Source organism: Gemmatimonadota bacterium (genome assembly GCA_041390125.1).
Taxonomy (GTDB): Bacteria; Gemmatimonadota; Gemmatimonadetes; order Longimicrobiales; family Gaopeijiaceae; genus JAGQIF01.
Window position 1 is genome coordinate 1 of sequence record JAWKQN010000027.1, and the last position, 19987, is coordinate 19987.

16 protein-coding genes are annotated in these 19987 nt (G+C 71.2%); 7 read left to right on the forward strand and 9 right to left on the reverse strand.

Annotated elements, in window-relative coordinates:
• On the forward strand, positions 1-1403 hold a 1403-nt coding region (locus tag R3E98_20550; protein ID MEZ4425797.1), incomplete at its 5' end, for a D-aminoacylase.
• 39 nt (positions 1404-1442) lie between these two features.
• Here the strand turns inward: R3E98_20550 and R3E98_20555 are convergent.
• A complete protein-coding gene (locus R3E98_20555; protein MEZ4425798.1) occupies positions 1443-2111 on the reverse strand; it encodes a hypothetical protein in 669 nt (222 codons plus the stop codon).
• A gap of 49 nt (positions 2112-2160) precedes the next feature.
• On the opposite strand from R3E98_20555, the gene cyoE reads away from it, so the two are divergent.
• The 4 genes from cyoE (at position 2161) to R3E98_20575 (ending at position 7371) form a co-directional block, all read left to right on the forward strand.
• Positions 2161-3081: a heme o synthase gene (cyoE, locus tag R3E98_20560; protein ID MEZ4425799.1), complete on the forward strand. Its 921-nt coding sequence runs from the start codon at positions 2161-2163 to the stop codon at positions 3079-3081.
• 113 nt (positions 3082-3194) lie between these two features.
• Positions 3195-4295, forward strand: coding sequence for a P1 family peptidase (locus R3E98_20565; GenBank protein MEZ4425800.1), 1101 nt, complete (start codon positions 3195-3197; stop codon positions 4293-4295).
• Between the two features lie 96 nt (positions 4296-4391).
• On the forward strand, positions 4392-4796 hold the full coding sequence (locus R3E98_20570) for a hypothetical protein (protein ID MEZ4425801.1): 405 nt from the start codon (positions 4392-4394) through the stop codon (positions 4794-4796).
• 436 nt (positions 4797-5232) lie between these two features.
• The gene (locus R3E98_20575) at positions 5233-7371 is read left to right on the forward strand and encodes a prolyl oligopeptidase family serine peptidase (protein ID MEZ4425802.1); all 2139 of its coding nucleotides are present in this window, start codon (positions 5233-5235) and stop codon (positions 7369-7371) included.
• Positions 7372-7485: 114 nt separating this feature from the next.
• On the opposite strand, the gene serA is transcribed toward R3E98_20575, so the two are convergent.
• Genes serA through typA form a run of 4 tightly spaced genes read right to left on the reverse strand, consistent with a single transcriptional unit; the run spans position 7486 to position 12602 of the window.
• Positions 7486-9096, reverse strand: coding sequence for a phosphoglycerate dehydrogenase (gene serA, locus R3E98_20580; GenBank protein MEZ4425803.1), 1611 nt, complete (start codon positions 9094-9096; stop codon positions 7486-7488).
• On the reverse strand, positions 9093-10196 hold the full coding sequence (locus R3E98_20585) for an alanine--glyoxylate aminotransferase family protein (protein ID MEZ4425804.1): 1104 nt from the start codon (positions 10194-10196) through the stop codon (positions 9093-9095). Before R3E98_20585 ends, serA begins: the two co-directional genes overlap by 4 nt.
• A complete protein-coding gene (locus tag R3E98_20590; protein MEZ4425805.1) occupies positions 10196-10720 on the reverse strand; it encodes a deaminase in 525 nt (174 codons plus the stop codon). Before R3E98_20590 ends, R3E98_20585 begins: the two co-directional genes overlap by 1 nt.
• A 43-nt stretch (positions 10721-10763) precedes the next feature.
• Positions 10764-12602 (reverse strand): translational GTPase TypA, encoded by a 1839-nt coding sequence (typA, locus tag R3E98_20595; GenBank protein ID MEZ4425806.1) that lies wholly within the window; start codon positions 12600-12602, stop codon positions 10764-10766.
• Positions 12603-12978: 376 nt separating this feature from the next.
• Here typA and R3E98_20600 point away from each other — a divergent pair, with 376 nt between their 5' ends.
• Together R3E98_20600 and R3E98_20605 are read left to right on the forward strand one after the other, a co-directional pair.
• Positions 12979-13605 carry a sigma-70 family RNA polymerase sigma factor gene (locus tag R3E98_20600; GenBank protein MEZ4425807.1) on the forward strand — a complete coding sequence of 209 codons (627 nt, stop codon included), beginning with the start codon at positions 12979-12981 and terminating at the stop codon, positions 13603-13605.
• On the forward strand, positions 13602-16208 hold the full coding sequence (locus tag R3E98_20605; GenBank protein MEZ4425808.1) for a protein kinase: 2607 nt from the start codon (positions 13602-13604) through the stop codon (positions 16206-16208). Before R3E98_20600 ends, R3E98_20605 begins: the two co-directional genes overlap by 4 nt.
• 38 nt (positions 16209-16246) lie before the next feature.
• On the opposite strand, the gene R3E98_20610 is transcribed toward R3E98_20605, so the two are convergent.
• The 4 genes from R3E98_20610 to R3E98_20625 all read right to left on the reverse strand — a co-directional run bounded on the left by R3E98_20610 (position 16247) and on the right by R3E98_20625 (position 19967).
• Positions 16247-17002: a hypothetical protein gene (locus R3E98_20610; protein ID MEZ4425809.1), complete on the reverse strand. Its 756-nt coding sequence runs from the start codon at positions 17000-17002 to the stop codon at positions 16247-16249.
• Between the two features lie 391 nt (positions 17003-17393).
• Positions 17394-18638: a dicarboxylate/amino acid:cation symporter gene (locus tag R3E98_20615; GenBank protein MEZ4425810.1), complete on the reverse strand. Its 1245-nt coding sequence runs from the start codon at positions 18636-18638 to the stop codon at positions 17394-17396.
• Between the two features lie 137 nt (positions 18639-18775).
• Positions 18776-19171: a VOC family protein gene (locus R3E98_20620; protein ID MEZ4425811.1), complete on the reverse strand. Its 396-nt coding sequence runs from the start codon at positions 19169-19171 to the stop codon at positions 18776-18778.
• Between the two features lie 49 nt (positions 19172-19220).
• Positions 19221-19967, reverse strand: a complete 747-nt coding sequence (locus tag R3E98_20625) for an undecaprenyl diphosphate synthase family protein (protein MEZ4425812.1) — start codon at positions 19965-19967, stop codon at positions 19221-19223.
• Positions 19968-19987: the final 20 nt, after the last annotated feature.

The window sequence follows — 19987 nt, forward strand, 5'->3', positions numbered from 1 at the left end:
AGGCACGCAGGGTCATCGACGCGTCGGGCAGCGTCGTCACCCCGGGATTCATCGACAACCACTCGCACGTGCAGCTTTCCATCGCCGACCACCCGCTGTCGGAGAACTTCCTCCGTCAGGGAATCACGACGCTGTCGGCCTCACTGCATTCGGGCGATCAACCCTGGCCGTTGGACACGTTTGCGTCCGGCCTGGAGACCGCCCCCAACCTCGCGTTCTGGGCCGGCCACTCCTGGGTGCGTCGTCAGGTCATGGGACTCGACAACCGCGACCCCACTCCCGACGAGCTGGACGAGATGCGGGAGCTGGTGGCCGAATCGATGCGACAGGGCGCAATGGGGCTGTCCACGGGACTTCTCTACGTTCCCGCCAACTACGCCAGGACGGAGGAGGTCATCGAGCTGGCCAAGGTGGCCTCGCAGTACGGCGGCATCTACGTGAGCCACATGCGCAACGAGGGCTCCGGCCTGCTGGATTCCGTCCGTGAGCTGATCCGCATCGCCGACGAGGCCGACATCCCCGCCCAGATCAACCACCACAAGGCCACGGGCGCCGCACAGTGGGGGTGGAGCGAACGCTCCCTGGCGCTCATCGACTCCGCGAACGCGGCGGGGCTGAAGGTCACGCACGACCTCTATCCCTACGCGGCCAGCAGCACGGGCTCCTCCATCCTCTTCCCGCAGTGGGCTCTGGCCGGAGGCGCCGCCGCCTTCGCCGAGCGGGTCGCCGATCCCGCGACCCGCGATCGCATGGAGGCCGACATGCGCGAGATCTGGATGAAGGACCGCGGAGGAGCCGACCTGGCCCGCGTGCAGTTTCGCACGCTGCCATCCGATCCCTCCTACGACGGCAGGACGCTGGCCGACTACGCGGAGGATCGTGGCCACGATCGCATGGACCTGGAGGCCGGGATCGATCTGGCGATCGAGCTGCAGCTGGCCGGCGGCTTCAGCGCCATCTATCACGCCATGGACGAGCAGGACGTCATCCGCATCCTGCAACACCCGCTGGCCATGATCGAGACGGACGGCGACAACGTCGGGTACGGGGAAGGCTTTCCCCATCCGCGCAGCTATGGCGCATTTCCCCGCGTGCTCGCGCGCTACGTGCGCGAGCTGGGCGTGATCTCGCTCGAGGAAGCGGTCCGGAAGATGACGTCCATGCCCGCCGACTGGTTGGGGCAGACGGACCGGGGCCGGCTCGCTCCCGGCATGCTTGCGGACGTGGCGGTGTTCGATCCCGAGACCATCCGAGACCGGGCCACGTACGCCGACCCCCACCAGTACTCATCCGGCATCGAGCACCTTCTGGTCAACGGGGTTCCCGTGATCCGGGGTGGCGCCCTGACCGGGGAGAAGCCGGGGCGGTGGCTGGAAGGGCCTGCGCGGAAGCCGGTCAGCTGAGCGGCGCAGGGGTCCTGGCGAACGGCGTTGCGTGCTTCCCTACATGCTGATCGTGTACGGGAACCACGCCGCCACCGCCTCCCCGCCCTTGGTGGCAGGCCGGAACACCCATTCGGCGGCTTCGCGGATCAGGCGCTCGTTGAAGGAGCGCGACGGGGTGGGCGGATTGAGGCGCGTGGAGTCCGCCACCACGCGGCCGTCCACGCCCACGAAGACCCAGACCTCCACCTGCCGGCCCTTCAAGTCGCGGCTCGAGGGCGGTAGGATCATGCCCCGGGGGGAGGGCGGCACCAGCCGGAAGGTGCCCTCCTCGTCCGTGCCGCCATCGCCCTTGCCCTGGCCGTTCTCCAGGCCGGGGCCCTGGAGGTCGCCGGGGGCGTTGCCCAGGGCGGCGCCCGCGTCCACCCGGACCTCGGTGTCGATCTCGATCGGCTCGACGTCCTCGAGGGTGGGGAGCGGCACCGGGGGCGGGGTGATGGGCACCGTGGGCGGCGCCTGGACGTTCAGCGCCTGCATGCCTCCGGCGGCGGCCCGGTTGTCACCGGCCCGAGGGCCGGCCGCCGCGAATGGAGACGTCGGGATCGGGGTATGACGCCAGAACAGGAAGATCAGGGCGTGGAAGACGAGGGACGCGTAGAGCGCCCGTCGCCAGACCTTGTCCTGATCGCGGCGCCGATCCTTGACGCTGGACGAGTTCGTGGACCTCATACCCGGTAGTACTGAGGCCCCTCCGAAGAGGTTTCGCCGTTTGACCACCGTGGCCCGACCCCCCGAGCGCCCCCGGGCGCCCGCTGCCGCCCCGCGGCAGGGGGGACGCGCACATGCGTACTACGAGCTGACCAAGCCCACGATCGCCCTGTACGTGGTCATCGTGGCCGCGGCGGCCTGGTACCTGGCCCAGGGCAGTGCGGGCCTTTCGTTGGGGCCGTTGGCCGTCCTGGCCGCGGGCCTGCTGGTCGCCACCGGCGGCGTGCTCGCCCTCAACCAGTACCTGGAGCGCGCTCCGGACGCGCTGATGCGCCGAACGCGGTCGCGCCCGCTGCCATCGGGCCGGGTGGCCCCCGGGGCGGCGCTCGCCTTCGCGCTGCTGCTGATCGCCACCGGCACGGCCGTCCTGTGGGTGGGGCTGGGCTGGCTGCCGGCCGTGCTGACCCTGACCGCCGGGACCGCCTACAACTTCGTCTACACGCCGCTCAAGCCCCGCACCTATGTCGCCACCCTGGTGGGCGCCTTCCCGGGCGCCGTGCCGGCCCTGGTGGGCTGGAGCGCCGCCACCGGCTCGCTGTCGCCCGGCGCCTGGGTGCTGTTCGGCATCGCCTACTTCTGGCAGATGCCCCACGTCCTCGGCCTGGCCTGGGTGCTCCGGGAGGACTACCGGGCCGCGGGCTTCCTGCTGACGCCCCCCGCCGATCCCGGCGGCAAGGTCATCGGGCTCCACATGGTGGCCCATGCGGCCATCCTGCTGCCCGTGAGCCTGCTGCCCTCCCTGTTCGGGCTGACCGGCTCCCTCTACGCGGTGGGCGCCCTGGGCCTGGGGATCTGGCTCATCTGGCTCTGCGTGCGCGCCTGGCGGGGCATGAGCACCGCGCGGGCCCGCTCGGTCTTCCTGGGCTCTCTGCTCTATCAGCCCCTGCTGCTCGGTCTGATGCTCCTGGACGTGGCGGCGCTGGGGCGGTGAGGCCCGGCGTCCGATCCTCGCGGGCGGGCCTCGGCTCCGCCGCCGCCCTGAGGCTCCGGGTCCGGGCAGCGCTGCTCGCATTGGTCGTGGCTCCCCTCCTTCCCGGCTCGCTCATGGCCCAGACGTCCGAGCGCCCCCGGGCGCGCGACCTCGGCATCACGGTCGGCATCTTCCCCACCGGGGCCGCCAACGCCATCACGGACGTCCAGGGCGTCCTGGTGGGGCAGACCACCGTCACGGACGGCAGCCGGGTCAACACCGGCGTGACGGCCATCCGGCCCCATCCGGGCAACGTGTACTTCGACCGCGTGCCGGCCGCGATGGTCGTGGGCAACGGGTACGGCAAGCTGATCGGGGTGACCCAGGTGCGGGAGCTGGGCGAGCTGGAGACGCCGATCCTGCTGACGTGCACGCTGTGCGTCTGGAAGGCGGCCGACGCCATGGTGGAATGGGCCTTGGCCCTGCCCGGCATGGAGAACGTGCGCTCGCTCAACGCGGTCGTGGGCGAGACCAACGACGGCGGCCTGAACGACATCCGCGCCCGCCCGATCGAGCCCCGGCACGTGGTGGACGCCCTGGAGGGCGCCACGTCCGGTCCGGTGGAGGAAGGGTCCGTGGGCGCCGGGCGAGGCACCCGCGCGTTCGGGTGGAAGGGCGGGATCGGCACCAGCAGCCGGGTGCTGCCGGACGCGCTGGGCGGATGGACCGTCGGCGTGCTGGTGCAATCCAACTTCGGCGGCATCCTCACCATGGCGGGCGCGCCGGTCGGGCAGGCGCTGGGGCGCTACTCCTTCCAGAACGCCGTGGAGGGCCGTGGGCCCTCGCCCGACGACGCGGGGGACGGTTCCATCATGATGGTGGTGGCCACCGACGCGCCGCTCTCCGCCCGCAACCTGGAGCGGCTGGCCCGGCGCGCGCTGATGGGCCTGGCGCGCACGGGGTCCTTCGCCGGGAACGGGTCGGGCGACTACGTCATCGCCTTCTCCACGGCCGGATCCGTGCGGCGCGATCCGCGGGAGTCCGTGCAGACCGTCGAGGATCTGGCCAACGAGCCCATGTCGGCGCTGTTCGAGGGCGTGGTGGAGGCCACCGAGGAAGCCATCTACAACTCGCTGCTCAAGGCCACCACCGTGGAGGGCCAGGGCAGCGTGGCGGATGCGCTCCCGATCGACGAGACCGTCGAGGTGCTGCGGCGCTACGGGGTGATCCGCTAGCTGTGACGACCGGGGACGTTGCTACGTAGAACACCGCAGTGTGAGCCCTTCGATCCTGCTCGAAAACGGCGATGCTGATCTCAAGAGATCGAACCCATGTCGAGCCGTGCCCACGATGCCCCGGCCATCCCGATGGGTACTAACGCCGAGGTGGCTGCCCGTCTCTTGGAAGAGGCGGCCGGATTCTTCAGCACGCTGGCCGAGAAGAATGAACCCTTGCGTAGCGAGCTCGGCGAGAACGCCTCGGTCTTCCGCCAGATGGGCAGACTCCTCCAGGCTGAGCCGCTGGGCCAGAGCGAGGGACGCACGCATGGTGCACTCGCTGGCAAACTGCTGGAGGATGCGGCCACGTTCTTTCGCACGCTGGCCAGCGCGCAGCCTGCCATAGACCGGCAGCTGCGAGAGAACGCCGAGATCTATGCGTACGTTGGACGGATGGTGGCCGCCGACCCCTCCGGCCCGCTTGGCTCGTTGGACCCACGCGGCGTCATGGGGGACTAGCTCGGGCCCGGCGTGGTAGGCCACATCCGGGGGGCGCAACGACCCGGACCTCACCGACGCCACAGCCTACGTCTGGAGCCTGTCGAACGGACGACACCCTCCGGGCTGAAGCGCGCACCCAGTCTGGACGCGCCGGGCTCCCCACTCCGCCCCGGCGTTCCCGCGGGGACGTCCGGGCGGTTGGATGTGGGTCGCAGCTGGTGGACCACCGGGCCAAGCGTGTGAGGCCCGCCCCCGCGTTTCCGCTGAAACGTCCGCGCGCTCGCATCTGGATCCGGGCAGGCCGGCCGAGTGGGCCAAGCGTCTGAGGCCCGCCCCGCGTTTCCGCTGAAACGTCCGGGCGGTCGCATGCTCCCGTGGGCGCCCGGTCGCGGGGTGCCGGTCCGCTCCCTATGCTGTACGGGCGTCCACCGCCCGACCGCCTCCGGAGGCCCGCATGTCCGTCCGGCGCACCGCCACACCCGCTCTGCTGTCCCTCGCGCTGCTCGCGCTCCTCGCGCCCTCACCCCTCCGCGCCCAGGGCTTCTCCGTCGACGATATCCTGAGCCCGCCCTTCCCGGTGGAGCTGGTGTCCGCGAAGGCCGCCGACCGCATCGCGTGGATCGAGTACGAGCGCGGCCTGCGCAACGTCTTCACGGCCGCCGCTCCCGATTTCACACCGATGCGGCTCACGGACTACCCGGACGACGACGGGCACGACCTCACCACGCTGCGCATCTCGGACGACGGCACCGTCGTGACGTTCATCCGCGGACATACGCCCAACCGCGAGGGTTGGATCGCGAATCCGGCCAGCGATCCGCTGGGCGCCGAGCGCGCCATCTGGGCGGTCTCCACATCCGGCGGCACGCGCGCCTGGCGCGTGGTGGAGGGCTGGAACCTGGCGCTGTCGCCCGATGGCCGTTGGGTCGCGTATGCGAAGGACGGCGCCGTCTATCGCGCGCCGGTCAATCCCGGGCTGGGCAGCCCTCAGCTCCGGGACGAGGAGCCACCGCTGTTCCGGGTGTTCGGCACGCAGGAGGATCCGGTCTGGTCCCCGGACTCGAAGCGGATCGCCTTCGTCAGCGAGCGCGGCGATCACAGCTATATCGGCGTCTACGACGTGGACGCGCCGCGCATCACGTACCTCGCGCCCGGCGTCGATCGCGACACGAGCCCGGTCTGGTCCCCCGACGGCAGCCGGATCGCCTTCATCCGCAGGCCCGGTCTCCCCTTCGGCGCCGGCCAGGACGTCTCCGACGCGCGGGCCGCGCAGCTTCCGGACGGCCTGCTTGAGTCCCGCTTCGCCGGTGGGTACGACTGGTCCCTGTGGGTCGCCGACGTGGCCACCGGCGAAGGTCGGGAGATCTTCCACAACGCGCCCGGCGACTCGCTGCTCTCCGAGGTGCGCGAGATCCTCTGGGCCGGCGACCACATCCTCTTCCAGGCCGAGCCCGACGGGTGGCGTCACTACTGGTCGGTGCCCGCGGACCGCGTCTCCAGCGAGGCACGGCTGCTCACGCCGGGCGACGGCATCGCCGAGCAGATCGGGCTGTCGGCGGACGGGCGCACGCTGTTCTACGCCACCAACGTGGACGACCTGCACCGGCGGCACCTGTGGAAGGTGCCGACGGCGGGCGGGCGCGCCGAACAGCTCACCCGCGGGTCGAGCGTGGAGACGTATCCGGCCGTGCTGGCGTCCGGCCGGCAGGTGGCGGTGCTCGCGGGTGGACCGCAGCGGCCGCTGTCGGTGGCGCTGGTGCCGGCGAGCGGCGGCGAGCCCCGGTTCGTGACGACGCTCCCGGACCGCTTTCCGCTGACGCGGCACGTGGAGCCCGAGAACGTGACGCTCGAGGCCGCCGACGGCTTCGAGTTCCACAACCAGGTCTTCCTGCCACCGGACCTGAAGCCGGGGGAGAAGCGCCCGGCGCTCCTGTTCATCCACGGCGGCTCGCGCCGGCAGATGCTGCTCGGCTACCACTACATGCACTTCTACCACATGGCCTACGCGATGAACCAGTACTTCGCGAACAAGGGCTATGTGGTGGTCTCGGTGAACTACCGGAGCGGCATCGGCTACGGCCGCGCCTTCCGCAACGCACCGGGACGCCGGAACGAAGGCAACTACGAATACCGCGACATCGAGGCCGTCGGCCGCTGGCTGCAGCAGCGGCCGGACGTGGACGTGGAGCGCATCGGCGTGTGGGGTCTCTCCTACGGCGGCATCCTCACCGCGCAGGCGCTCGCCCGGAACTCCGACATCTTCAAGGCCGGCGTGGACATGGCCGGCGTGCACTACTACGGGTCGCTGGATCCCGAGAGCGTGGCCTGGCAGGCGTCGTCCGTCTCCGAGATCGAGAACTGGCGCTCACCCGTGTTGCTCATGCACGGCGACGACGACCGCAACGTGGACTTCTCCCAGACGGTGGGCCTGGTGCAGCTCCTCCGCGCCCACGGTGTCCCGCACGAGCTGATCGTCTTCCCGGACGACGTGCACGACTCGCTGCTGTACCACCGCTGGATCCAGGCTTTCACGGCCACGGAGGACTTCTTCGAGCGGGCCCTGATCCGGAAGGAGCTCGCGGCACGCCCGTGACCCGAGGGTGCGTCCCGGGGCGAGGAGCAGGCGCCCTCAGGATGCCCGATCGGGGGGCGGCTGCACGGGCGCCGCTGCGCCGCCCACCCCACGCACCCCGGATCGGCAGCCTCCTCAGTCCAGCACCACCATCCGCGCCTCGGTGATCTCGGGCATCTCCAGCAGGCGCTGCAGGGTGTCGCGGCCGACGCTGCCGTCCACCGACACCGCCGCCAGCGCGTCGCCCCCCTGCGCCAGACGCGCCTGGTGGTACTCGGCGATGTTCACGCCGAGCGTGCCGAGCAGCGTGCCCACCTTCCCGATGACACCCGGCACGTCCTGGTTCTTGAGGATCAGCAACGTGCCGGTCGGGCGCACATCCACCCGGTAGGGACCGATGCGGACGATCCGGGAATGGCCCTCCCCCAGCACCGTGCCGCCGATGCGCAGCTCCTCGCTGGCCGTCTCGAGCACCACCTCGAGGAACTCGGCGTAGTCGGAGCGCGCCGCAGTGCGGGAGCGACTCACGTCGATTCCGCGACCGGAGGCGAGATGGCCGGCGTTGACGAAGTTCACCTGATCGCGTCCGAGCACGTTCTGGAGCACACCCGCCAGGACGGCCTGGGAGAGGGGACGCAGCGCTTCGGTGGACGCGCCGGCATAGCGCACCTCCACGCGGCGCATGGCGCCGTCCGCGAGCGCGCACGCGACGCGGCCCAGGCGCTGTCCCAGCTCCAGCAGCGGGCGCAGGCGGCGCAGCGTCTCGCCACCGACGGCCGGCGCATTCACGGCCCGCGTCAGATCGCCCTCCAGCAGGGCCAGGCGCACCGCGTCGGCGATCTCGAGCGCCACCAGCTCCTGCGCCTCGGCCGTGGAGGCGCCCAGGTGGGGCGTCAACACGAGGTTGGGCGCGCCCCGCAGCGGGCTGCCCTCCTGGAGCGGCTCGTGCTCGTAGACGTCCAGCGCGGCGCCTGCGATGGTACCCGCGTGCAGCGCCTCGGCGAGCGCGTCCTCGTCCACGACACCGCCGCGGGCCACGTTGATGAGCAGCACGCCGGGCTTGAGCGCCTTCAGGCGCGCGGCGTCGATCAGGCCGCGCGTGGACTCCGTGAGCGGCACGTGCAGCGAGATCACGTCGGCTTCGCCGAGCACGGTGTCGAGATCCGCCGCCTCGAGGTTGAGCTCCTCGGCGCGCTGCGCGCTCAGGTACGGGTCGTACGCCAGGACGCGCATCCCGAACGCGAGACAGCGGCGCGCCACCTCGCCCCCGATGCGTCCCGCGCCGACCAGACCGAGCGTCTTGCCCCGCAGCTCGACCCCCTGGGTCTTGGACCACGTACCGCTGCGCAGCGCCTGGTCCGCGGCAGGAACGCCGCGCGCCAGCCCCAGCATGAGCGCCATGGTCAGCTCGGCGGCGGAGATGGTGTTGCCCGCGGGCGCGTTGAGCACGGGGATTCCGCGCGCGGTGGCGGCCTCGAGATCGATGTTGTCGACGCCCACGCCCGCGCGGCCGATCACCTCCAGGACGAGCGCGTGCTGCAGGAGCTCCGCATCCACCCGGGTCTTGGAGCGGACGAGCAGACCGTGTGCGGTGGGCAGCTCGGACAGGAGCTGGTCGGGTGTGGAGACGCGGACGACCTGGAAGCGCTCGTCGCGGGTCAGCGGCTCCAGGCCGGAGGCGGAGATGCCGTCCGCGACGAGGATCCGGAAGGGCGTGGCGGCGGTGTGCGGCGTGGCGGCGTTCATCGAGCCAGCCCCTCCAGCACGGTGCCGAGATCCCCGAGCAGCCGCTCGAGCGCCTCCAGCGTGTGATCGCCCATGTGGCCGATCCGCACCGACGTGGGCTTCAGCTTCCCGTAGCCGCCGCCGATCACCCACCCCTTCGCCTTCATGCCCGCCACGACGGCCGGGCCGTCCATCCCGTCCGGAAGCGTGACGCAGGTCACGGTGGGCGAGCGCACGCCCTCCGGTGCCAGCACGCCGATGCCCACGCCGTCCGCCGCCTGCGCCTCCACCCAGGCCAGGGTGCGGTCGCGGAGCGCCGCATGGCGGGCCCAGCGCGCCTCCAGGGTCTCGGACGCGATGCGCTGCAGCTGGACGTCCAGCGCGTAGAAGAGCGAGACGGCCGGTGTGTTGGGCGTCTCGAACGTCTTGAGCTTCTTCATGAATTCGTGCAGATCGAAGTAGACGCCCTTGCGGGTGGCGACGGCGGAGCGCTCCATCATGCGCTCGGAGGCCACCCCGAATGCGAGGCCCGGCGGCACCGCGAGGGCCTTCTGGGAGCCGGTCAGCACGAAATCGAGCCCCCAATCGTCCGTGCGGACGGGCGCGCCACCCACGCTGGTCACCCCGTCCACCAGGACCAGCACGTCCGGATGCTCGCGCACGACCGCTGCGATCTCCCCGACCGGGTTCAACACGCCGGTGGACGTCTCGGAGTGCACGACCGTCACGGCCTCGTAGTCTCCGCCCGCCAGGCGCTCCCGCACGGCCGCGGGATCGTGGGCCTCGCCCCAGGGGACCTCCAGCACGTCCACCTCCAGGCCGCAGGCACGGGCGATCTCGGCGAAGCGCTCCGAGAAGGCTCCGTTGACCAGCGAGAGCACCTTGCGGTGCGCGCCGTTGCGCACGGCCGCCTCCATCAGGCCGGTCGCGGAGGAGCTGCTCACGATCACGGGTCGCTCCGTGCGGAAGACCTCTTTGAGGCCGTCCTGCAACCGCTCCATGAGCGTGCGGATGGCGGCGCCGCGATGCCCGATCATCGGACGGGTCTGCGCCGCCAGCACATCGGGGTGGACCTCGGTCGGTCCGGGCAGGAAGAACGAACCTTCATCCAGGAGGGACATCACCACTGGTATCCTCGCCACCGGGTGTAGTGGACGGTCCGCACTCCCGCACATTCCAGGATGTCGAGACCGTCCCGCTTCCGGTACGCTTCGCGGTAGAACAGGTGGGAGACGTTGGCCTGCGCGATCAGCTTGGCGCACATCGCGCAGGGGCTGGCCGTGACGAACGCCACCTTGTTCGGCAGCGCGCCGGGCGCCTTGACCAGGGCGTTCATCTCGGAGTGGATGCAGCCGCAGGCACCGGGGATCTCGGTGTCGCAGGCGTTGGGAAAGCCGCGCACGTTCCCGTTGTAGCCGATGGCCACCACGTTCTCGAGCGCGGCGTCCGTGAGGACGGTCCCCACCTGCAGGCGGGCGCAGGTGCTGCGCTTGGCCAGCTCCTCGGCCATGCGCATGTAGACCTCGAACAAGGGCGGCCGGTCCACCGTCCAGGCGGCCCGCTCCTCGGGGCCCAACCCGTGCACCAGGTTGAGCGGATGGTCGTTCTCGTCGACCAGATCCCTGTGGAGGGGACGATCCGACACGGCGGACGCTACCAGGGCGCGGGGGACATTCGCTGCGATCCGATCAGGTGAGCGCCAGCTTCTTCGCGCTCTTCTTCCGCTGGTTGGCATCCAAGACGCGCTTGCGGAGTCGGAGCGCGTCCGGCGTCACCTCGATCAGCTCGTCCTCCTCGATGAACTCGAGCGCGAGTTCCAGCGTGAGGCGCCGCGGCGGCTCCAACCGGATGTTCTCGTCTGCGGAGGCCGCCCGGATGTTCGTGAGCTTCTTGCCCTTGCAGACGTTGACGTCCAGGTCGCCCGGGCGGACGTGCTCACCCACGATCATCCCCGTGTAGACCGGATCGCCGGGCTCCACGAACATGGTCGCGCGCTCCTGCAGGTTGTAGAGCGCGTACCCGACGGCCTCCCCTTCCCGGTCCGCGACCAGGACGCCGCGCTTACGCCCCGGGATGATGCCGCCCCAGGGCCCGTATTCCAGGAAGTTGTGGTGCAGGATGCCTTCGCCCCGCGTGTCCGTCATGAACTCGGAGCGGTAGCCGAAGAGCCCGCGCGAAGCCAGACGGAAGCGCAGCCGGGTGGCACCCGAGTCCATGGTGCGCATGTCGGTCATCTCGGCCCGGCGCTGGCCCAGCTTCTCGATGACCACGCCCACGCTGTCGCTCGGCACCTCGACCACGACCTCCTCGTACGGCTCGAGCCGCTGGCCGTTGTCGTCCACCTTGACCACCACGCGCGGGCGCGAGACCTGGAACTCGTAGCCTTCGCGGCGCATGGTCTCCATGAGGATGGTCAGGTGCAACTCGCCGCGGCCGGACACGGTGAAGGTGTCCGTCTGATCCGTGTCCTCCACGCGCAGCGCCACGTTCTTCTCCAGCTCGCGCATCAGGCGCTCACGCACCTGGCGGGTGGTGACGAACTTTCCCGCGCGTCCCGAGAACGGGGAATCGTTGACGGTGAAGTCCACGGAGAGGGTGGGCTCCTCCACCTGGATCCCGCGCAGACGCTCCGGGTGGTCGGGCTCGCAGAGCGTGCGGCCGATCTCGATGTCCTCCAACCCCGCCAGCGCCACGATGTCGCCCGCGCCCGCCTCCTCGATCTCGACGCGGCGCAAGCCGTCGAAGCCGTAGAGGCGCATGACCTTCGCCCGCTGCATCGACTCGTCCTCGACCGGGCCCGGCTCCCCGTAGTCCAGGAGCACGATCGGATCGCCCAGGTGCACGCGTCCCCGCTCGATCCGGCCGATGGCCACCTGGCCCACGTAGGACGAGTAGTCCAGCGTGGAGATGAGCATCTGGAACGGTCCCTCTTCGTCCACGACCGGGGCCGGTACGGCCGCGATGATGGTCTCGAACAGCGGGGCGAGGTCTTCGCCCACCTCGCCGGGCTTCAAGGCCACCCAGCCCTCGCGCCCGGAGGCGTAGAGGAACGGCGCGTCCAACTGGGCGTCGTTGGCCTCGAGGTCGAAGAACAGCTCGAGCACCTCGTCGTGCACGGCCGCCGGCCGCGCGTCCGCGCGGTCGACCTTGTTGATCAGCACCACGGGCTGCAGCCCCAGCTCCAGGGCCTTGCGGGTGACGAAACGGGTCTGGGGCATGGGCCCCTCCGCCGCGTCGACCAGGATCAGCACGCCGTCGACCATGCGCAGGATACGCTCCACCTCGCCGCCGAAGTCGGCGTGCCCGGGGGTGTCGACGACGTTGATCTTCACGTCCTTCCAGCGCACGGACGTGTTCTTGGACAGGATCGTGATGCCTCGCTCCCGCTCCAGCGGGTTCGAGTCCATGACCCGTTCTTCGACCTGTTGATTGTCCCGGAAGACGCCCGCCTGGCGGAGCATCTGGTCGACGAGGGTGGTCTTCCCGTGGTCGACGTGGGCGATGATGGCGATGTTGCGAATGTCCATGACAGGCGCCGGCGCGGCCGGGCGGGTGTGGGAAGCAGGGGAGAAGATAACGCCGGCGGGGCTGCCCGTGGGGTCGACCGCCCGGCCGACGCCCGCTCCGCCGCTGGGTGCTGCTCCGCTCCAGGGGCCCGGCAGCGACCCGGGGCCGTCGGTGCCAGCGTCCGGCCCGAGGGGGGTGTGCGGCCCTGGACGCGCTCGGATCCCGGGCCGACCCGCCGTCGCCCCCTGGCGCGTTGCCCCTCCACGGGTCCCGGCTCTCCCCGGCCCCCGTCAGCGCGCCCGACCCGCAGCCGCAGCGCGGCGCGTTGCCCCACCGCGAGCCCCGCGGCAACTTGGAAGCCATTCCCGACAGATCCTCCGGCCCCGAGCCCCGTCCATGACGGACCGACCCCCGTCCGAGGCCCCGACCACCGGCCACGCCATCACCCACGCCCTCCACCAGGTCTCGGAGGGCGACGCGGAGGCGCAGGACCGGCTCTGGCGCCTCACCTACGATGAGCTCTACCGGTTGGCTTCCCGGCTGATGAGCCATGAGCGGGTGGGCCACACCCTGTCGCCCGCGGACCTGATCGGGGAGCTCTGGCTCAAGCTCGTGGACCAGGACCGGATCAACTGGCGCGACCGTGCCCACTTCTACGGCGTGGCGGCCCGGGCCTGCCGACGGATCCTGATCGACCATGCCCGCCGGCACCGCGCCCAGAAGCGGGGATCCGGGGCGGCCCGGGTCACGATCGACCGGATCCAGATCCAGACCGACGACGGCGCGGAGGACCTCGTGGCCCTCGATCAGGCGCTTGCACGCTTGAGGGAGATGGACGACCGCCTCTACCAGGTGGTCGAGCTCCGCTATTTCGGGGACCTCTCCGAGGAAGAGACCGCCCAGATGCTGGAGATCTCCACGCGGACCGTGCGCCGCGACCTGGTCAAGGCCAAGGGCTGGCTCTACACGCAGCTCTCGGCGACGGCGCCCCCCGACGACGGGTCCGACCCCACCCCGACATGAGCGGCCTGAGCCCGGAACGCTGGGAGCAGGTCTCGGCGATCCTCGACGAGGCCCTCGAACTCGAGCCCGACGCCGTCGTTCCCTTCCTGGACGAGCGCTGCGGCTCGGACGAGGACCTGCGCCGCGAGGTCGAGCTGATGCTCGACGCCTGCGCCCGGGCCGAGCATCTGATGGACCGCCCGCCGGCCCTGTCGGTGAAGGGCATGATCGAGCAGTCCGTCGGCAACGAGGCACGCGGTCAGCTCGGCCCGGGCGACCTGGTCGGCGCCTACCGCATCGTGGACCTGCTCGGACGCGGGGGCATGGGAGCCGTCTACCTGGCGGAGCGCGCAGACGGGGAGTTCGAGCGTCAGGTGGCGCTCAAGGTCGTCAAGCGCGGCATGGACTCGGACGAGATCCTCGAGCGCTTCCGCGCGGAACGGCAGATCCTGGCCGGGCTCGAGCACCCCAACATCGCCGGACTGCTGGACGGCGGCATCACCGCGGACGGGCGGCCCTTCTTCGCGATGGAGCTGGCCGTCGGCGAGCCCATCGACGTGTGGTGCGACCGTCTGCGCCTGCCGCTCCGGAAGCGGGTGGAGCTGTTCGCGGTGGTCTGCGACGCCGTGCAGCACGCCCACCGCAACCTGGTGGTGCACCGGGACCTGAAGCCCGGCAACATCATCGTGACCGAGACGGGCGAGGTGAAGCTGCTCGACTTCGGCATCGCGAAGGTGCTCGACCCCAGCCACGGAACGGACGACCGCACCCGCGGGCTCGGGGTGCGCCTCACGCCCGAGTACGCCGCCCCCGAGCAGGTGATGCAGGCCGCCACCACCACGGCCACGGACGTCTACGCGCTCGGGGTGGTCCTCTACGAGCTGCTGAGCGGGCAGCGGCCGTACACGTTCGCGACGGGGTCGCTCCAGGAGATCGAAGACCTCGTCTGCAATACGGACCCTCGCCCGCCGAGCGCGCGGGTTGCGTTCCGTGACGACCACGAGAGCGCCGACACCGGCGGACTGCCGCGCACCAGTTGGCTGCGGACGTCCAATCCGTCCACGCTGCGCCAGGGCCTGTCCGGCGACCTGGACTCGATCGTCCTGAAGGCGATGGAGAAGGAGCCGGCACGCCGCTACGGGACGGCTGCCGAGCTACGCCAGGATCTGCTGAACTACCTGGAAGGACGTCCCGTCGACGCGCACGCGCAGACCGGACTGTACCGGATGGGCAAGTTCATCCGCCGCAACCGACTGGTGGTAGGGTTGGGCAGCGCGGCCGCGGCTGCGCTCGTGATCGGCGCGGGCGTCGCCACCGCGTTCGGTCTGGAAGCCCAACGCGCGCGGCGCCTCGCCGAGGACCAGGCCCAGCGCGCGCAGCGGACGCAGGATTTCATGGTATCGGTGCTCGAGACGTTCGATCCCAACGAGACGGACGGGCAGGTGCTGAGCTCGCGCTCGCTCATCACCCGAGCCATGGCCGAGCTGGACACGCTGAGCGGTCAACCGCTCCTCAAGGCGGGCAGCTTGAACGCACTCGGTCAGGTGGCCTTCAACCTCGGCGAGAGGCATCTCGCGGACTCCATCTTTGCCATGAGCGAGCAGATCCTCCGGCGCGACACCCTGGACGTGCCGCTGCTCGCAACGACGCTCAGTTGGCAGGGCCGCCTCGCGAACGAACGCGAGGAGCCGGACGCCATCGAGTTGCTACGGCAGGCGGTCGCGTTGCGCGAGTCGGATCCCGCACACTCCGATCGTCTCCTGGCCGCCGATCTTCTCGAACTCGCCTTCGCGTTGACCGTGCCGGACTCAGCCGGCCCCGAAGAGTACGCCGAGTCACAGGATCTGCTCGACCGCGCGCACGCGATGGGCCTGGACGAACGTCTCGAGGCCCGCCGCCTGGAGTACCAGGGCGACCTCGAGTTCACGCGGGACGACTACGTCGCCGCGCGCGAGCTCTATCGGCAGAGCCGCGACCTGCGGCTCCATGTCCTCCCCGAGAACCACCCCGAGCTGGGACGCGCGTGGCTGGGCCTGGGTGTGGGATACCGATGGACCGGTCAGCCCGACAGCGCCGTCTTCGCGCTGCAGCGCTCGGCCGAGATCTTCGCGCATGCGTACGGGGAACGGCACCCTCTGCTGGGCAACGCGCTGTACCGCACCGGCCTGCAGCTCGTCCGCACGGGACGCGTTGCCGACGGCGAATCGTACCTACGCCAGGCGATCGACCAGTCGTCCCCTGAGGAGCGTACGGAGGTGCGCACGCTGGGGATGGCGGCGCTGGCTCTCGGGACCAGCCTGTTCGAGCAACGACGCGACGGTGAAGCCGAGCCGTTCCTGCGGGACGCGATCCACTACATCCCGATGATCGCGCGTCTGCGCGGCACGGAGAACGCCGCCCGCACGCAACTGGCGCGGATCCTGGCGCGGCGGGGCGAGCTGGACGAGGCGGCGGCCGTGCTCCGCGCCGTCGTGGACTCGACGCAGGTGGACGACGCCTCCCGCCGCGAGGCGCTCGAGCAGCTCGCCGAGCTGGAGGAGCGCCGGGGCCGCAGCGACGCGGCGGCTGGATACCGCGCCCAGCTCGCCTCCCTACCGTCTCCGGGAATGCCGGAGGACGGGTAGGATCGCGCGGCCTTCGTTCGGCCGCGCGATCCCCCGGGTCAACCGCGCGGGCGCAGCGTCAGGCCCAGCGAGAAGCCACCCCAGGTCAGGGGCTCGCCCTCACCGGTCACGGTGGTGCCGCCGGGCTGCAGGAAGACCGGATCGTCCCGCTGCAGCCAGTTCAGACGAGCCCGGCCCCGGACCCCCACGCGTGGCGTGAGGCGGACCTCGGTCGTGACGGCCACGTTGAGGAACAGGTTGGTCTGGCCCTGGATGCCCCAAGCCGGGATGCCGTTGATGTTCGCGGCCGGCTCACCATCCGACTGCGAGTGCACGCCGACCCCGCCGACCACGTTCCAGACGAAGCGTTCCCCCTGCAGGCCCGGCCAGAGCCAGGTGGGTCGCACCAGGAGCTGCGCGTACCAGGCCGTACCGTGCGTCAGCCCCAGGCTGGCCTGCTGGGCCGCGCCACCGCCCTCCGCGCCGCCGCCGAACCCTCCGGGTCCCTCCCAGGGCCACCCGCCCGCGCGGGAGTACCCGCCCGCGATCCCCGCTCCGCCGCCCATGAAGTCCACGTCCAGCATGTCCACTCCACCGGTATTGAGGCAGGCGAATGCGGACTGCAGATAGGCTCCGCCGCCCAGGCCGGGGTCGTAGGCCGGGCTCTCCTCGTAGAACGTCAGACCCGCGGAGACGGTGAGCTCGGGACGGCTGAAATCGATGAACGGACGCCGTTCCTGGGCCTCGAGCGCACCCATGGGCTGAAGCGCCGCGAGGCCGAGGAGAACGGAGGAGGTCCGAAGCAGGCTCTTCATGAACGCACACCCTTTGCCTGGGGGAGTCGCGCGGCGCGCGACCTCAAGGTCATTGGTACCAGCGGCGCTGCACGCGGGCAACGCTCCCGACGAAGGTGAGGTTGCCCTCGCCCGCGAAACGGGGTGGGGAGTCCCGGGGCTGGTACCCCCACCCACCGGATCCGAAGAACGGTCACCGGCGATCCTACGGGCGAGGGCCAGGGGACGCGGGGGCAGCCGTCGGGGGCCACCACCCGCGCGTCTCCGGACGCATGGAACCGCGTCCTGGCAGGCAGAACCAGAACGCGCGAAGCCCCCAGGGGACCCGCGCAGTCGCCTTCACACAACCCTCTCTTTGAGTCGTAGCGTAAAAACGGGCCGCGACCGGACACGGAGGGCGGATGTGGCGGATCTACGGGCTTTCCGACGGGGGTGGGGGCGGTGCCGGGGGTGGCTCGGGCACCAGGGCCTCGGTCACCGAGGCGCCCGCGATGTGACCGGTGACGTTGACCCAGGTGCGGAACATGTCGGGGATGCGGTCCACCCCCAGGAGGACGCCCAGACCGGCCAGGGGCGCCCCCACCGAATCCAGGGCGGGCGCCAGCGTCATGACGCTGGCGGAGGGCACGGGGGCCACGGTGGCGGACGCGAAGAACGTGGCCAGGAGCGCCCCCCCCATCGCCACCCACGGGACCGGCACGTCGTAGAGGAAGGCCACGAACATCACGGCCGCGCCCTGATAGAGGGCACTGCCGGCCCGGTTCAGGGAGGCCCCGAGCGGGAGCACGAGCCTGGTGACGGAGGGAGACAGGTGCAGGTTCTCCTCCGCCTCCTGGATCATCACGGGCAGGGCGGCCACGGAGCTGCCGGTGGCCAGCCCCACCACCTGGGTACCGGTCGTGCCGCGCAGGAAACGGATAGGCCCGATGCGCGCGATCAGCGACACCAGGGGCACATAGACCAGCAGGACGAAGATCGCGAGGCCGGCCAGCACGGTGAGGATGAAGATCGCCAGACCGCGCAGCAGCTCGAATCCGGTCGTGGCCGCGATCGGTGCCGCCAACCCGAAGACGCCCACGATGCCGGTGAGCAGCACCCAGTGCACGAGCTGGATGAGCGCGGCGGCGGCCGCGTCGGCCACGTCCACCAGACGCTGACGCCGCACGGGATCGAGCGTGCCGGCCGCGGCCGCGAAGAGGACGGTGAAGACGATCAGAGGCAGCAGCGTGCCGTTGGCGGCGGCCTGGAAGGGGTTGCGCGGGATCAGCCCCAGGAGGAAATCGACGAGGCCGGGCAGCTCGGGCGCGGTGGCTTCGGCCAGCGTGGGCGCCGGGATGTCCGGGGAGACCAGGAGCACCACCCGCATGAGCACCATCCCGATGAGGATGGCGAGCAGCGTGGTGCCCCAGTAGAACGCCATGGCCACGCCGCCGGCCCGCCCCACCTTGCTCAGATCGCCGAGACGGGCGACGCCCACGAACACCACGGTCATCACGAGCGGGATGACCACCATCTGGATGCCGTTGACGAAGGCCGTCCCGAGCGGCGCCGACCCGACCGCGATGGCCAGCAGCAGCGGGCTGCCCGTGACACCGGCCAGCAGCCCGAACGCGAGGCCGGCCACCAGACCGACCAACATCCCGTAGCGGAGCAACATGGCGGGCCAAGGTAGGGGGTGGCGGGCCCGGGGTCACGCGGCGGCGGCGCGAGGCGGTTCAGCCCGCCGCCGGACTCCCGCGCAACGCGCCCTCGGTCCTCCGGGACGCGCCCTACCCCCGGGGCGGCGCGCTGCGCCTACGAATCCAGACAGGTGGGAGGGTCGGAGGTGGGCTCGGAGAAGATCAGCAGGTAGCCGTCCGGGTCCCGCACCGCGAACTCGCGCCGACCGTAGGGATAGACCTCGGGCCCCCATTCCGGCAGGGCCAGCGGCTCCACGTGCTCGTGCAGCCCACGCACGTCCTCCACGTCGAACCGCAGATCGCCGGTGAAGACCGGGCGCCCGTCGTGGCCGTCGACGGGTTCGGTGTACAGCATGAGGTGCACCTCGCCCTGGTCCACGAAGGCCAGCGTGGGGATGGGTTCGGGCCACAGGGCCTGCAGCTCGAACCCCAGCACCTCGGTGTAGAACTCGATGGAGCGGTCGAGGTCGCGCACCCGCAGGGAGGGCGTCAGACCGGTGAATCGGATCAACGCCCCTCCTGGGGGACGGGTGGGCCGAGCCGCGGGGAACGCTTCCGAGCTAGGGGGCCGGCGCGCCCATGGCAAGCGGCGCCGGGTCCCGCCCGCGCACCGAAGGGGTGTCGGAGGCGAGCGTCCGCCCCAGGATGGCGCGCAGCGTGGCGGGGTCGAAGTCCGGCCAGAGGGTGCCCGTGCGGACGACCGGGGCGTACGCGAACTCCCAGAACAGCGCGTCGTCGGGCTCCTCTTCGCCCCCGGTGAGGACCACCAGGTCCACCGGGCGGGTGGGCTCGACGTCGTGGATCGCCTGCGCCAGCGCCTCGTCGAACGTGCACCCCGGCCCGCCGCGCTCGAGCAGGCTGCGCGCCCGCTCGAACGCCCGCCGCGCGCTGTAGTCGATGGCCAGACGCAGGCGGGCGCGCCGGCCGGGTGCGGTGAGCACCTCCGCGCGCCGGATGGTCGCGTGCAGGCGGGACGGCAAACGGTCCCGCCGACCGATGACCGTCAGGCGCGTTCCGCATGCGCGCAGAGCCGTGGCCTCGGCGCGCAACCAGGCCGTCCACGCCGCCAGCGCCTCGGTCAGGCGCGCGGGCGAGTGGTCCCACAGACGCGGGGGCAGCGCATAGAGCGTGAGGGTGTGGATGCCGAGCTCGCGGCTGGCCGCCGCGATGCGGCGCACGTTGAGCACCGACGACGCGTGCGCGGCTCCCGCGCTCTCGCGATGGAGGGAGGCCCACGCTTCGATCCCTCCGATGCCGAGGGCCACGTGCCCTCCGCGACGCAGCGGCGCGAGACGATGCGGGATCATGGGCGGTACACCGTTCCGCA

Excerpts from the sequence above, each read along its gene's own strand:
- R3E98_20585 (MEZ4425804.1), bottom strand. The coding sequence starts at position 10,196 with ATGTCCCTCCTGGATGAAGGTTCGTTCTTCCTGCCCGGACCGACCGAG.
- R3E98_20555 (MEZ4425798.1), bottom strand. The coding sequence starts at position 2,111 with ATGAGGTCCACGAACTCGTCCAGCGTCAAGGATCGGCGCCGCGATCAG.
- R3E98_20565 (MEZ4425800.1), top strand. The coding sequence starts at position 3,195 with ATGGCCCAGACGTCCGAGCGCCCCCGGGCGCGCGACCTCGGCATCACG.
- R3E98_20600 (MEZ4425807.1), top strand. The coding sequence starts at position 12,979 with ATGACGGACCGACCCCCGTCCGAGGCCCCGACCACCGGCCACGCCATC.
- R3E98_20610 (MEZ4425809.1), bottom strand. The coding sequence starts at position 17,002 with ATGAAGAGCCTGCTTCGGACCTCCTCCGTTCTCCTCGGCCTCGCGGCG.
- R3E98_20575 (MEZ4425802.1), top strand. The coding sequence starts at position 5,233 with ATGTCCGTCCGGCGCACCGCCACACCCGCTCTGCTGTCCCTCGCGCTG.
- R3E98_20570 (MEZ4425801.1), top strand. The coding sequence starts at position 4,392 with ATGTCGAGCCGTGCCCACGATGCCCCGGCCATCCCGATGGGTACTAAC.
- typA (MEZ4425806.1), bottom strand. The coding sequence starts at position 12,602 with ATGGACATTCGCAACATCGCCATCATCGCCCACGTCGACCACGGGAAG.
- serA (MEZ4425803.1), bottom strand. The coding sequence starts at position 9,096 with ATGAACGCCGCCACGCCGCACACCGCCGCCACGCCCTTCCGGATCCTC.
- R3E98_20615 (MEZ4425810.1), bottom strand. The coding sequence starts at position 18,638 with ATGTTGCTCCGCTACGGGATGTTGGTCGGTCTGGTGGCCGGCCTCGCG.
- R3E98_20605 (MEZ4425808.1), top strand. The coding sequence starts at position 13,602 with ATGAGCGGCCTGAGCCCGGAACGCTGGGAGCAGGTCTCGGCGATCCTC.
- R3E98_20625 (MEZ4425812.1), bottom strand. The coding sequence starts at position 19,967 with ATGATCCCGCATCGTCTCGCGCCGCTGCGTCGCGGAGGGCACGTGGCC.